General features: G+C 67.1%; 14 protein-coding genes and 2 tRNA genes. 11 read left to right on the forward strand and 5 right to left on the reverse strand.

What is annotated here, in order from left to right; genetic code table 11:
- The first annotated feature begins 65 nt into the window (after positions 1 to 65).
- A complete protein-coding gene (gene iscR, locus F792_RS0110850; RefSeq protein WP_018145846.1) occupies positions 66 to 545 on the forward strand; it encodes a Fe-S cluster assembly transcriptional regulator IscR in 480 nt (159 codons plus the stop codon).
- A gap of 114 nt (positions 546 to 659) precedes the next feature.
- Here the strand turns inward: iscR and F792_RS0110855 are convergent, their stop codons facing one another.
- The 3 genes from F792_RS0110855 to F792_RS0110865 are packed head-to-tail and all read right to left on the reverse strand — an operon-like array spanning position 660 to position 4,653.
- Positions 660 to 2,714, reverse strand: a complete 2,055-nt coding sequence (locus F792_RS0110855) for a DUF3488 and transglutaminase-like domain-containing protein (RefSeq protein WP_051080707.1) — start codon at positions 2,712 to 2,714, stop codon at positions 660 to 662.
- The gene (locus tag F792_RS0110860; protein WP_018169619.1) at positions 2,711 to 3,733 is read right to left on the reverse strand and encodes a DUF58 domain-containing protein; all 1,023 of its coding nucleotides are present in this window, start codon (positions 3,731 to 3,733) and stop codon (positions 2,711 to 2,713) included. Before F792_RS0110860 ends, F792_RS0110855 begins: the two co-directional genes overlap by 4 nt.
- On the reverse strand, positions 3,715 to 4,653 hold the full coding sequence (locus F792_RS0110865) for a MoxR family ATPase (protein ID WP_018169620.1): 939 nt from the start codon (positions 4,651 to 4,653) through the stop codon (positions 3,715 to 3,717). The genes F792_RS0110860 and F792_RS0110865 overlap by 19 nt, the downstream gene beginning before the upstream one ends.
- 124 nt (positions 4,654 to 4,777) lie before the next feature.
- On the opposite strand from F792_RS0110865, the gene F792_RS0110870 reads away from it, so the two are divergent.
- From F792_RS0110870 to F792_RS0110900, 7 genes are all read left to right on the forward strand, one after another.
- Positions 4,778 to 5,926, forward strand: a complete 1,149-nt coding sequence (locus F792_RS0110870) for an MlaE family lipid ABC transporter permease subunit (protein WP_018169621.1) — start codon at positions 4,778 to 4,780, stop codon at positions 5,924 to 5,926.
- A 3-nt stretch (positions 5,927 to 5,929) separates the two neighbouring features.
- A complete protein-coding gene (locus F792_RS0110875) occupies positions 5,930 to 6,733 on the forward strand; it encodes an ABC transporter ATP-binding protein (RefSeq protein WP_026305965.1) in 804 nt (267 codons plus the stop codon).
- The gene (locus tag F792_RS0110880; RefSeq protein WP_018169623.1) at positions 6,730 to 7,743 is read left to right on the forward strand and encodes an MlaD family protein; all 1,014 of its coding nucleotides are present in this window, start codon (positions 6,730 to 6,732) and stop codon (positions 7,741 to 7,743) included. The genes F792_RS0110875 and F792_RS0110880 overlap by 4 nt, the downstream gene beginning before the upstream one ends.
- 4 nt (positions 7,744 to 7,747) lie before the next feature.
- A complete protein-coding gene (locus F792_RS0110885) occupies positions 7,748 to 8,419 on the forward strand; it encodes a membrane integrity-associated transporter subunit PqiC (protein ID WP_026305966.1) in 672 nt (223 codons plus the stop codon).
- Positions 8,416 to 8,925 carry a glutathione peroxidase gene (locus F792_RS0110890; protein ID WP_018169625.1) on the forward strand — a complete coding sequence of 170 codons (510 nt, stop codon included), beginning with the start codon at positions 8,416 to 8,418 and terminating at the stop codon, positions 8,923 to 8,925. Before F792_RS0110885 ends, F792_RS0110890 begins: the two co-directional genes overlap by 4 nt.
- The gene (gene tadA, locus F792_RS0110895) at positions 8,915 to 9,409 is read left to right on the forward strand and encodes a tRNA adenosine(34) deaminase TadA (RefSeq protein WP_018169626.1); all 495 of its coding nucleotides are present in this window, start codon (positions 8,915 to 8,917) and stop codon (positions 9,407 to 9,409) included. Before F792_RS0110890 ends, tadA begins: the two co-directional genes overlap by 11 nt.
- Before the next feature lie 85 nt (positions 9,410 to 9,494).
- Positions 9,495 to 10,058 carry an RDD family protein gene (locus F792_RS0110900; RefSeq protein ID WP_018169627.1) on the forward strand — a complete coding sequence of 188 codons (564 nt, stop codon included), beginning with the start codon at positions 9,495 to 9,497 and terminating at the stop codon, positions 10,056 to 10,058.
- A 51-nt stretch (positions 10,059 to 10,109) separates the two neighbouring features.
- Here F792_RS0110900 and F792_RS0110905 read toward each other — a convergent pair.
- Positions 10,110 to 10,185: transfer RNA gene (locus F792_RS0110905), tRNA-Thr, on the reverse strand.
- A 68-nt stretch (positions 10,186 to 10,253) separates the two neighbouring features.
- A tRNA-Leu gene (locus F792_RS0110910) sits at positions 10,254 to 10,340 on the reverse strand.
- Between the two features lie 104 nt (positions 10,341 to 10,444).
- Between F792_RS0110910 and queA the strand changes: the two genes are divergently transcribed.
- The 3 genes from queA to yajC all read left to right on the forward strand — a co-directional run bounded on the left by queA (position 10,445) and on the right by yajC (position 13,039).
- Positions 10,445 to 11,521 carry a tRNA preQ1(34) S-adenosylmethionine ribosyltransferase-isomerase QueA gene (gene queA / locus F792_RS0110915; RefSeq protein WP_018169628.1) on the forward strand — a complete coding sequence of 359 codons (1,077 nt, stop codon included), beginning with the start codon at positions 10,445 to 10,447 and terminating at the stop codon, positions 11,519 to 11,521.
- Complete coding sequence (gene tgt, locus F792_RS0110920; RefSeq protein WP_018169629.1) at positions 11,511 to 12,626, forward strand: tRNA guanosine(34) transglycosylase Tgt; 1,116 nt, start codon at positions 11,511 to 11,513, stop codon at positions 12,624 to 12,626. The genes queA and tgt overlap by 11 nt, the downstream gene beginning before the upstream one ends.
- An 83-nt stretch (positions 12,627 to 12,709) precedes the next feature.
- Complete coding sequence (gene yajC, locus F792_RS0110925; protein WP_018145833.1) at positions 12,710 to 13,039, forward strand: preprotein translocase subunit YajC; 330 nt, start codon at positions 12,710 to 12,712, stop codon at positions 13,037 to 13,039.
- Position 13,040 lies beyond the last annotated feature (1 nt).

The following is a 13,040-nucleotide window of genomic DNA, read 5'->3' on the forward strand; positions in this document are numbered from 1 at the left end:
GGATGCCAGCCTGCGAACGGATGTCGAGCAGGACACATACTCAAGGTTATTCGGAGGCAACAAGCATGAAACTCTCAACCAAGGGCCGCTATGCAGTGACGGCCATGATGGATCTGGCGATTCACGACCGGATCGGTCCCGTGACGCTTGCCGACATCTCGCAGTGCCAGGGCATTTCGCTGTCCTACCTCGAGCAGCTGTTTGCCAAGCTGCGCAAGGCCGATCTGGTGGAAGGCGTGCGGGGCCCGGGTGGTGGTTATCGCCTGGCCAAGCGTGCGGACCAGATCAGCATTGCCAACATCATTACGGCGGTCGATGAATCAGTCGACGTGACGCGCTGCAAGGGCCACAAGGACTGCCAGGACGGCGATCGCTGCCTGACGCACGAGCTGTGGGACGACCTGAGCCAGCAGCTCTACGACTTCCTCGACGGGATTACCCTGGCGCAGTTTGCCAACCGTCCCGAGGTGCAGAAGGTCGCGCGGCGTCAGGACGAGCGGCGCGGTGCGCGGCACCACTTCATCTTCCGTAACGACGCGGCATAAGGCGTCACGCGGGACGATTCGCTCACGCGGATCGTGGACAGGAAACGGGGCCGTCCGGGTCAGACAGACCGGACGGCCCCGAGTCGTTTGGGGCGCCGGAAACACGGGCGCCCATTACGCCTGGACGGGGTCCGGTCGGGGCGCGGGCGGCTTCCCGCGCGGTACCGCGTACAGCAGGCTGCGCAGGTGACGCAAATCCTCCCGGCGTTGTTCGGGCGTCAACGGGGCGAAACGCTGGCGGTTGTAGGCCTCTGCGAAGGCCTTCAAGGATTCCCTCAGATCCGGGCGCGCCCGTGCGACGCGGCGGGACCAGGCATCCACAGGCTCGTGGGCCTGGCGCTCCAGGCGGCGGTCGTGGCGCGCGATGCGGCGCGATAGTTGTTGCAGCACGCGATCGGCGGGCGCGTGCCGCTGGCGCGGCCGGCGCAGCCCTACCCAGGTCAGGGCGATCAGCGCCAGGCTGCCGAACCCAACCCCCAGCGCGATCAGGACCGAGCGCCAGTCCTGCGAATCCAGTCCGAGGCGAGCGAACAGCTCGCGCTGGCGTTCGGGGTCGAAGGCCAGCACCCAACTCTCCCAGCGAAAGCGTACGAAGTCGCCCCAGTCGTCCATCCCGAAGCGCGCCCGCTGCAGCCAGGAGAGCCCCTCCCCGCGGCGGAGAAAGCCGGGCATCTCCTCGCCGGTGTCGCTGGCCAGCCCGGGCAGCCCCTGTTCGATGCGTTCGGGTGCGATGGCGGCGGTGGGGTCGACCCGGATCCAGCCTTCGCCATCCAGCCAGACCTCGTTCCAGGCGTGGGCATCGGCGTTGCGCAGGCGCAGGTATTCGCCACGAGCCTGCCATGCTCCGCCCTGGTAGCCGGTGACGACGCGGGTCGGGATATCGGCCGCGCGCATCAGGACTGCAAACGCGGAGGCATAGTGCTCGCAGTAGCCGGCCTGGGTCTCGAACAGGAAGGTGTCGGTGGTGTCGTCTTCGAGTCGTGGAGGCTGGAGAGTGTAGCGGTATGGCTCGGCGCTGAACCGTTGCAGGGCCGCCTGGATGATGGCGCGATCATCGTCTCCGTGGGTGGCGCGCCACAGGGCGACCTCGGCCCGCGACCGGGGCGCGGCGGAAGGCGGCAGGTGCAGTGCGCGGGTACGCTCCTGGGGGTCCAGTGTGGGTTCGCCCGCTCCGGGTGGGGTGGTCAGGTCGGCCTCGGCGCTGTACTGGATGCGGCTGGTCACGGGGCGATCGCGCAGGACCTGGTAGTTCGCGCGCAGCTCGGCATCCTCGGGCAGGGCGCTTGGGTAATCCAGCATCGGCAGATAGCGCGCTCGGGTGGGCTCCAGGGTGGCGGTGTAGCGGATGAGGTTGTCGGTGTCGGCGGCCGTGGGCTGGATCACCGAGCGATTCTCGTCCGCGGACCAGCGCCGGCCATCGAAGTCTGTCATGACCAGGGCGCGCCAGTACTGCGCCCGCAGGGGAGGCACCTGGCGGTCGAATTCGACCCGCAGCGCGGTCGATTCGTCCTGCAGCAGGTTGGCGATATCGCCGGGATTGAGCTCGCCGGACAACCCGGTGCGCGCGGTCTGCTCGCGTTGTGGGTCGCCCCACAGTGGACCCTCGACGCGCGGGAAGACGAAGAACAGGATCAGCATGAAGGGCAGGGCATGCAGCAGCATGGCGCCCGCCTGCCGCGCGAGGCGCGGGCGGGGGATCACGCGTCCGGCATGCACCTGGATCAGCGCGGCGGTGAGCAGCCAGGTGGCCAGGAGCGAATAGGCCGCGATCAGGATGGATTGGTCGAAGAAATAGGTGGTGACCACCACGAAGTAGCCGAGGAACAGTGCGATCACGATGTCGCGGCGGTTGCGGGTCTCCAGCAACTTGAAGGCGATCATCACCAGCAGCAGCGCGGTGCCGGCCTCCTGGCCGAATACGGTGCCAAACTGCGCGAAGGTCAGGCCACCGGCGATCACGGCCAGCACGCTCATCACGCCCAGGGAAGGCGCGGGGCGGCCCGTGCCCAGCAGCCACGCCCGCGCGGCGATGGCGAGCACGACCAGCGCGGTGATCCACGGTGGCTGATGCCAGACGTGTGGCAGGGCGGCGACCGGCAGGGCGACCAGGGCCAGCTCCAATCCGCGCAGATCCGTGTGGTCTGCAGGCCTGGCGGTCTTGTCTCTCATGGGCCCGGCTCCGGGTTCATTTCGACCGGGGTGCTGCGGAACCGCGCAAGGGCATGCAGGCAGTGATCGCGGTGAATGACCCCCTGGGCCGGCTCCAGGGCCTGGTCGGGCAGGCGCAGGCCGAAGACGCGGCCCTCGGCATGGGCCGCGAGTACCTGATGGCACAGCATGGACAGGCGGGTCTCGGTATCGGAGGCGGGCATGGCCCCCCATTCCAGCCACAGGCGATCACCCTGGCCGCTGGCGAATTCACGGACATGCAGCTTGCCGCTGCGGGCGAAGGCCTTCCAGACGATGCGACCGGGTGGATCGCCTGTGCGGTAGGGGCGGATCTGGTCGGGCGCATCGCCCTCGCGCCGGTCGTGCGCCCCTGCGGCTTCTTCGCCATCGTCCCCGGCGGTGTGTCCCGGATCGATCGGCGCCGGGTAGACCACGATCTCCGGCGCCAGGGTCAGCCAGCTCCAGACCTCCAGGATGCCCAGCGGGTAGCGTGTGTCGAGCCGCTGGCGTGGCAGGCGGTAAACGCCGCGTGCGAGTCCGGGCAGTTCCAGCTTTGCGGTATGGGTCCCCTGTGCCGGGACCGGGAAGGGGGCGCTGGAGTGCATCCCGATGCGCAGGACCAGGGCCTCGCGGGCCCGTCCAGCGGTCTCGCTCAGGCGCAGCGGGAGGGTCAGCGGTTGACCGGCAAATACCGCAGGGACGGGCAGGGTGGAGACCTGCAGACCCAGCAGGTTGCGATGGGTGTACCACATGGCGTTATGGCCGATGCCCACCAGCAGGAAGGTCAGAAGGAACGCCATGTTGTTGGAGTAGTTGATCGACCCCAGGAGCATCACCAGGATGATGCCGAACAGGGTGTACCCGGCACGCGTGGGCAGGATGTAGATGCGGTCGCGCCCGAGGTGCGCCTGGTCGCCATCGTGTGCGTGGCGCCGGGTGATCCAGCGGATGGCATCGTCGCGCAGGCGGGCCATGCGGCCGCGCGAGCGGGCGGGTCCGGTCACGGAGTCGGGACGCATTCCATCAGGCGCGCGACCGTGCGTTCGGGGGCCTCCGGCTCGCGTGCGCGCACCCGATGCCCGGCAACGGCTGGCAATACGTGGGCGATATCGTCGGGTGTCGTGTAGTCACGGCCCTCCAGGAAGGCGTGGGCCCGGGCCGCCCGCAGTAGCCCCAGCCCGGCACGCGGTGACAGGCCGTGGGCGAAGCGCGCACGGTCGCGGCTGGCACTGATCAGGCCCTGGAGATAGTCGAGGACCTCAGCGCCGGCATGGACCTCGGCCACCTGGTCCTGCCACTCCCGCAACTGGTGCGGGGCCACCAGGCTGGGCGGGGTGGGGTGGCTCTCCGCCACCGGTGCGGCCGCGGGAGCGGGCCCGCTGCGTTCCAGCAGGGCCCGTTCGGCGCCGGCGTCCGGGTAGCCAAGCTGGATGCGCATCAGGAACCGGTCGAGCTGGGATTCCGGAAGCGGGTGAGTGCCAACCTGCTCCTCCGGATTCTGGGTGGCGATGACGAAAAACGGCACCGGCAATTCGCGGGTGGCACCCTCCACGCTGGCCTGGCGCTCTTCCATTGCTTCCAGCAGGGCACTCTGCGTTTTCGGGGGCGCGCGGTTGATCTCGTCGGCGAGCAGGACCTGGGTGAAGATCGGCCCGGGATGGAAGCGGAACTGGCCGCTGGCCTGCTCGAAGATGGAGACGCCGAGGACATCGCCGGGCAGCAGGTCACTGGTGAACTGCACGCGCTGGTACTCGAGGTTCATCGCCCGGGCCAGGGCGTGGGCCAGGGTGGTCTTGCCCACCCCGGGCACGTCCTCGATCAGAAGGTGACCATTGGCCAGCAGGCAGGCCAGCGCCAGGCGGACCGGCTCGGGTTTGCCAAGGAGGACCTCGTTCAGTGCGTGTTCTACCTGTTGCAGGGCGTCCTTGGCCGATGACATTCGAGCCTCGTTGTTGGTTGCGGCGGATGGATTGGCAGTCTGCCTTGAAGAGTTCTTCACCGGCGAATGGTTCCAGGTGCCAGGATGCGGCTACCATGAAGGCTCGTTCTCCGCGAGTCACGCGATGGATTCCACGGCCGCCAGTGCGGAACCCCCGTTCGAATATGATGCCACAGTCGATCCCGCACCCCGGCTGCGCCTGTCGGGGCGGCTGGACGTGCATGCCGTGGAGCAACACTGGGGCTCGCTGCGGCGCCGCGCCCGCGATCTGGGGCAGCAGGCGGCGGGTGCGGTGCTGGTTGACCTGCGGGGCGTCGAGTACTGCGACGGGGCGGGGGCGGCGTTGCTGCATGCGCTGGAGCAAGACTTCGCGCGCGCAGACGCCGAGGTCCAGTTCGAGGGTATGAGCCGCATGGTCGAGGAGCAGCTTGCCCCCTATCGGGAGCTGGATGCGGTCGAGCCGGCTCGGGCTGCGGACGGGCGGGGCTGGTGGCAGGGGTGGATGGACGGCGTGGACCGGGTGGGGCGTGCGGCGCACTCGCAGTTCAGCTTTGTCGGCGAGCTGACCCAGGCCGTCGGCAGTGCCCTGCGCCACCCGCGTCAGGTGCGTTGGGGCGATACCCTGCGGGTGGCGGAGGCGGCGGGCTTCCAGGCCCTGCCAATCGTCTCGCTGATTGCCTTCCTGCTGGGCGTGATCCTGGCGTTCCAGTCGGCGATCGCGATGCGCCAGTTCGGGGGCGAGATCTTCGTCGCCAACCTTGTGTCGGTGTCGCTGTTCCGCGAACTGGGGCCGTTGATGATGGCGATCCTGCTGGCGGGCCGCTCGGGCGCCGCCTTTTCGGCCGAGATCGGCACGATGAAGGTGAACGAAGAGGTCAACGCCCTGAAGACGATGGGGCTGGATCCGGTGCGCTTTCTCGTGCTGCCGAAGGTGCTCGCGGGGTTGCTGGTTGCGCCTCTACTGGCGCTGTACGCGAACATGATCGGGCTGATCGGAGCCGCGGTGGTGATGCAGGGTTTTGGGATCCCCTGGGTGGCGTTCTTCAATCAGGTGACGTCCGCGCTGACACTGTCCGATCTGTTCTCCGGCCTGGTCAAGGCGGTGGTGTTCGGTCTGGTGGTCGCCACGGTCGGCTGCCTGCGCGGATTGCAGACTGGCAGCGGGGCCGCCTCGGTGGGGCTTTCGACCACCAGCGCGGTGGTCACGTCCATCATCCTCATCGTGGTGCTGGATGGCGTCTTCGCCGTGCTGTTCTACCACCTGGGGGTCTGAGGGATGACAGGTGTGGCCGCGACGAACCCGGATAACGCGCAAGGTGAAGTGGTCATCCGTGTTCGCGGGCTGACCATGGGCTTCGACGACCTCGTCCTGATGCGCAATCTGAACTTCGAGGTGCGCCGGGGCGAGATATTCGTGATTCTCGGTGGCTCCGGTAGTGGCAAGAGTACGCTGCTCCAGCACATGATCGGGCTTTACCGGCCTCAGGCCGGCCATATCTGGGTCGCCGGTGCGGATATCACCGAGGCGGAGGGCGCGCAGCGCGAGGCGATCCTGCGCCGGGTCGGGGTGATGTACCAGATGGGGGCGCTGTTCGGGTCAATGACGCTGCTGGAGAACGCGCGCCTGCCACTGGAGGTGCACACCGATCTCCCGCGCGAGGCGATGGATGCGGTCGCGCGCGCCCGTCTGCAATTGGTGGGGCTGGGGGCGTTCGCCGATTTCATGCCCTCGGAGATCAGCGGCGGCATGCAGAAACGCGCGGCCATCGCCCGCGCCATGGTGCTGGACCCGGAGGTCCTGTTCCTGGACGAGCCCTCTGCCGGCCTCGACCCGATCACCTCGGCGGACCTGGATCGGCTGATCCAGCGCCTGGCCCGGACCCTGGGCATGACCATCGTGATCGTGAGTCACGAACTGGCCAGTATTTTTGCGATTGCCGACCGGGTGATTATGCTCGACAAGGAGAGTCAGGGGATTGCCGCCGAGGGCGAGCCGGCCACCCTGCGTGACACATCAGATCATCCGTGGGTGCAGCGCTTCCTGCGGCGGACGGATTCCGACCAAGAGAGGTCCGCATGAGTGCCCGACATCATTTCCGACTGGGGTTGTTCATCCTCGGCGGGCTGGCGGCCCTGGTGGCGGCGTTGCTGATCCTGACGGCGGGTAACCTGCTGCGCCCGTCCATCCAGATCGAGACCTACATGGATTCCTCGATCCAGGGCCTGGAGATCGGGGCGCCGGTCAAGTTTCGCGGCGTGAACATCGGCGAGGTGACCGACCTGACCTTTACCTCGGTGGTCTACGAATCCGATGTGCGCCCGCGTGATCGCCGGCGCTACGTGATGGTGCGGGCGCGGCTGTACCCGGACCGCTTTGCCGCCAGTGCGCGGGAAGGCGAGTTCGAGACCCGTATTCTCGAGAATCTGGTCGACGCCGGGCTGCGCGTGCGCATGGCGGCACAGGGAATCACCGGCATGAGCTACCTGGAGACGGATTTCTCCGAGCCGGGAACCCATCCGCCACTAGCCCATGACTGGGACCCACACTCGATCTATGTACCGTCTGCGCCCAGCACCGCAATGCAGTTCCTCGAATACGCGGAGAACCTGCTCAAGCGCATCGACGAGCTGGATATCGAGGGCGTCGTGGACAACCTGACCAACCTCTTGGTGACCGTGGATACCACGCTTAACGAACTGGATACCGGGCGCCTGGCGGAGCAGGCCGATGAAATGATCGACGAACTGAAGACCACGACCCGCACGGCGACCCGGGTGATGGAGTCGGTCGAGCGTCTGGTCGAGCATCCGGATACCCAGGCCCTGCCCAGCGAGACCCGCGCCGCGCTGCGCGAACTGCGCGAGACCGCCGAGGCGGCCGATGTCGGGCGCCTGGTGGATCGGATGGATGCCATGGTGGAGCGACTGGACCGGGGGATGGACGTCAGCGAGAGCAAGTTGCTGGAGACTCTGGACGAGCTGCAGGCTACGATCACCGGCTTGCGCAGCCTGTCGGACGATGTTCGCCGCAATCCCGGAGGTGCGCTGTTCGGTGCCCCGCCGCCGCGCAGTTCGATGGACGAGGAGTAAACCGATGACCCGATGGACCCTTCCCGCGCTTCTACTGATGGCCTGGACGCTGGGCGGCTGCACGCTGATTCCCGAGCGCGATGCGGTGGACCGCGCGTGGTTCCTGCTGGAACTCCCGGCCGATCCGGCCCCGCGAATGGCCGAGACGAGCGAACCGCTGGCCGTGGAGCTGGGGTCGGTGCGGGTGGCGCCGGCGTATGGCGGGAAGGGGCTGGTCTACCGACTGGGAGATCACCGCTACGAGTCGGACTACTACAATGAATGGTTCCTGGCGCCGGCGGAGCAGGTTGAGCAGCTGCTGCGGGAACGCTGGACGCGCCACGGGGCGGCCATCGAGCTGGTCGACAACGCCTCCGCTGCGCGCGCGCAGGGGCGTCCGGCCGTGCAATTGCACATCCTGGTGACGGCCCTGTATGGCGATCTCGATACCGCGAATCTGGAAGAGCTGGGCGAGGTGGGTCCCGATGACCCGGTGCGCGGGGTCGGTCGTGTAGGCCTGCGCACCCAGCTGCGCTTTGCCGAGCACGCCCGCCTGGCCCACATGGAGGCCGAGCGCAGCATCAACCGCCGTTCGGCCTCGCGCCTGGTGGCGGCGCTGTCGCAGGCGACCGCGGAGGTGCTGGCCGGGCTGGAAGACGAACTGCTCCGCGAGGCGGAACGGGCGGGCGACGAATGAACGATGTCTTTGACTTTGCCGCGCCGCTTCCGGACGGCGAAGAACAGCCACTGGCGGCCTGGCGCGGGGATGTCCTGCTGATCGTCAACGTGGCCAGCGAGTGCGGGTTCACGCCGCAGTACGAGGGCCTGCAGGCGCTGCAGGAGCGCTATGCCGAGCGTGGATTCCGGGTGCTGGGGTTTCCATGCAACCAGTTCGGCGGGCAGGAGCCCGGGGATGCCGACCAGATCCGCGCCTGCGGGCTGCGCTTCGGAGTGTCGTTCCCGGTGTTCGCCCGAATCGAGGTGAATGGGGATGCGGCGCATCCCCTGTACCGGCATCTGAAGGACCAGGCGCCCGGGGCGCTCGGCACCCGGGGCATCAAGTGGAACTTCACCAAGTTTCTGGTCGGGCGCGACGGCCGCGTGATCGACCGCTTCGCCCCGCAGAAAAAGCCGGCTGATCTGACCCGTGCGATCGAGGCGGCGCTGGACGAACCACACCCGAGAGCGGCGAATGGATCCTAGCGGCGCCGGCCCCGCGCCGGATCACGCAGGGGCCGATGACTACTGGATGGAGAAGGCCCTGGAACAGGCCGAACAAGCGGCACAGGTCGGCGAGGTCCCGGTGGGGGCGGTGCTGGTGGCCGCCGATGGCACATGCCTGGCGGCCAGCCACAACGCGCCGATCGGGCTGCACGACCCGACCGCGCACGCCGAAATCCGGGCGCTCCGGGCCGCCGGTGAGCGCCTGGAGAACTACCGGCTCCCGGGTGTGACGCTCTACGTGACCCTTGAACCCTGCAGCATGTGTGCCGGCGCGATGATCCACGCCCGGTTAGCGCGCGTGGTGTTCGGTGCCAGCGACCCCCGCACCGGAGCCGCCGGAGGCGCCCTGGAGCTATTCGGCCACCCCGCGCACAACCACCGCATCGATGTGACAGGTGGAGTGCTCGGGGGCGTGGCCGGAGAGCGACTGCGCCGTTTCTTCCGCGCGCGGCGGGACAAGTGATGGCGCGCGCGTTTCAGGCGGATGCCAGACCAAGGAGAAGGCCTTCAGATGGGCCCGGGAACGGGCATGACACAAGGAGAGTGAGATGTTCTGTATGCAATGCGGACAGGAAGTCCACCAGGAAGCGCGGTTCTGTCACGGGTGCGGGACGGCGCTAAAGCCGCAGGCGTTGGGCGCCGAGTGCGAGGTTGCGACGCCCCGGGCTTTCGCCCAATACGCCGGATTTTGGCATCGGGCGCTGGCGTTGTTGATCGACTGGGTGCTCGCCAATATCCTGGGGATGCTGGTCGTGTTGCCCCTGAGCTTTGTCCTGGGCATGACGATGGTGGGCCAAGAACCCGAGGTGATTGCTGGCGCCGGGGCTTTGCTGGGGATCGTGATGGGGACGGCTGTGTTCTGGCTTTACTTCACGGTTTTCGAGTCGTCCGGCTGGCAGGCGACACCAGCCAAGCGGATGCTGGGCCTGCGAGTCACGGATGCGGATGGCCAGCGGATCGGCTTCGGGCGAGCCAACGCTCGCTATTGGTCCAAGATCCTCTCCGCCATGACCCTCTACATCGGTTTTTTGATGGTCGCGTTCACCGAACGCAAGCAAGGACTGCACGACATGGTGGCATCCACTCTGGTAGTACGACCGGCCCGGCAATGAGGTGCGGATTGCGGGTGATCCGGCCGATGCCGGGGTGTTCCCCGAGAAAAATGGAGCCGGCGACAGGAGTCGAACCTGCGACCCTCTGATTACAAATCAGATGCTCTACCAACTGAGCTACACCGGCCTGGTGCCAGGGAAGCATCATTGGATGCTTCCCTGGGGTTTGGGCCTGGCGGCGGGCCCGAGAAAATTTGGTGCCGGGAGCGAGAATCGAACTCGCACTCTGTTGCCAGAACCGGATTTTGAATCCGGCGCGTCTACCAGTTCCGCCATCCCGGCTTGTGGGGCCGTAGTGTAGCGCAGGTTCTCTGCGGCACAAACGGGGCAGAGCGATCTTCGGCACTCCGCGCCGCGTCGAGTGGTGCGTGGTAGGATCGCGCGCCATGCGTGTTGCCGATTTCGATTACGAGCTCCCGCCGGAGCTGATTGCCCAGTATCCGCTACCGGACCGGGCGGGTTCGCGCCTGCTGGTCCTAGAGGAAGAGCGCCCGCGGGACGCTCGGTTTGCAGAGATCGAGGATCTTCTGCGGCCGGGTGACCTGCTGGTGCTGAACGATACCCGGGTGATTCCGGCGCGTGTCTTCGGGCGCAAGGAGAGCGGGGGGCAGGTGGAGGTTCTGGTCGAACGAATCGAGTCGCCCGGCCAAGTGCTGGCGATGGTCCGCGCCAGCCGGGCGCCGAAGGTCGGGGCCCGACTACGCCTGGCGGATGCCTTTACTGTCGAAGTAACCGGCCGCGAGGGCCCGTTCTTCCGCCTGGCCCTGGTTGATGCCGACGATGTGCTCGCGTTGTTGCGCGAGCATGGACACATCCCCCTGCCGCCCTATATCGAGCGCGCCGACGAGGCGCATGATGCCGATCGCTACCAGACGGTGTTCGCGGCGCGCGAGGGTGCGGTTGCTGCCCCCACGGCAGGCCTGCATTTCGATGATGCCCTGCTGGGGCGCCTGCGCTCGGCGGGGGTGGAGACCGCGACGGTCACCCTGCACGTCGGGGCGGGGACCTTCCAGCCGGTGAAGGTCGAGGACACCGCGGCGCACGAGATGCATGCGGAGTGGCTGGAGGTGTCGCCCGAGGCCTGCGCGGCGGTGGCGGCCTGCAAGGCGCGTGGCGGGCGTGTGGTCGCGGTCGGTACGACCTGCGTGCGCTCGCTGGAGACTGCGGCCGCTGGGGGAGAACTGGCGCCGTTCCAGGGCGAGACGCGGCTATTCATCCAGCCGGGGGATCGATTTCGGGTGGTGGACCGGATGGTGACCAATTTTCATTTGCCGCAGAGCACGCTGTTGATGCTGGTGGCGGCATTTGCCGGCTATCGCCGGATCCTGGATGCGTATGCCCACGCGGTGGCGCAGCGCTACCGGTTTTTCAGTTACGGCGACGCGATGTGGCTGGCGCCGGGGCAGGGCGATGATCTGCCCCCGAGTATGACCACCGCTGCGGGAGAATCCGATGGAGTTTGAGAATCTGGCCGCCGATGGCGCGGCGCGCCGCGGCCGTCTGCACTTCCCGCGCGGGACGGTGGAGACCCCGGCCTTCATGCCGGTGGGAACCTACGGCACGGTTAAGGCGATGACGCCGGAGGAGCTGCGCGAGCTGGGCGCAGAGATCATCCTCGGTAACACCTTCCACCTGATGCTGCGCCCGGGCACGGAGGTGATCCGGGCGCATGGCGACCTGCACGATTTCATGCACTGGGAGGGCCCGATCCTGACCGATTCCGGCGGATTCCAGGTCTTCTCGCTTGCGGAGATGCGCAAGATCAGCGAGGAGGGTGTGCGTTTCCAGTCACCGGTGGATGGCTCGAAGGTGCTGATGACGCCGGAGTCCTCGATGCAGGTGCAGCGTGAGCTGGGCTCGGACATCGTGATGATCTTCGACGAGTGCACGCCATACCCGGCCACCTTGGACGAGGCGCGCCAGTCGATGGAGTTGTCGCTGCGCTGGGCGGCGCGTTCGCGCACGGCACACGGTGACAATCCGGCGGCGCTGTTCGGCATCGTGCAGGGCGGGATGTACCCGGACCTGCGGCGGGAGTCGGCCGAGGGGCTACAGGCGATCGGCTTTGACGGTTACGCGATCGGCGGGTTGTCGGTGGGCGAACCGGAGGACGAGCGCCTGCAGACGCTGGATGCCACCCTGCCGCTGCTGCCGCAGGATCGTCCGCGCTACCTGATGGGGGTGGGCCGGCCGGAGGACATCGTCGAGGCCGTGCGACGCGGCGTGGACATGTTCGACTGCGTGATGCCGACCCGCAATGCCCGCAACGGGTTCCTCTATACCCGCGAGGGCGTGCTGCGCATCCGCAATGCGCGCTTCCGCGACGATGTCGGCCCGGTCGATCCGGAATGCGGGTGCTACACCTGTCGCCACTATTCACGGGCGTATCTGAAGCACCTGGACAAGTGCAACGAGATCCTCGGTTCGCGCCTGGCGACGACCCACAACCTCCATTACTACCAGGATTTGATGCGCGGATTGCGCGAGGCGATCGCGGCCGGTGCCCTGAATGAGTTCGTCGCCGATTTCTACAGTCGACGCGGCATGGCAATCCCGCCTGTGCCATAATCCGCGCGGTATTTTTTCGCTCGCCGGGTGTGGCCCGAGCTCCCCGGTGGCGTCCGAATCTGAACCGAAGACGGAGTGTTTCGATGGACTTTCTGATTTCTGCAGCGCATGCCCAGGAAGGTGGAGCGGCCGGCGGCGGCATGATCGAGTTCCTGATCATGATCGTTATTTTCTTTGCGATCATGTACTTCCTGATCATCCGCCCGCAGAGCAAGCGCGCCAAGGAGCACCGCTCCATGGTCGAGGCCCTGTCCAAGGGCGACGAGATCGTCACCAATGGCGGTGTGGCCGGCAAGATTACCGAAGTCAGCGACGACTTCATCAAGGTCGACATTGCCGACGGCGTGAACGTGGCCGTACAGAAGCAGTCGGTCGCCTCCGTGATGCCCAAGGGCACGCTCAAAGATCTCTAAA

The organism is Thioalkalivibrio sp. ALMg9 (assembly GCF_000380625.1).
Classification (GTDB): domain Bacteria; phylum Pseudomonadota; class Gammaproteobacteria; order Ectothiorhodospirales; family Ectothiorhodospiraceae; genus Thioalkalivibrio; species Thioalkalivibrio versutus.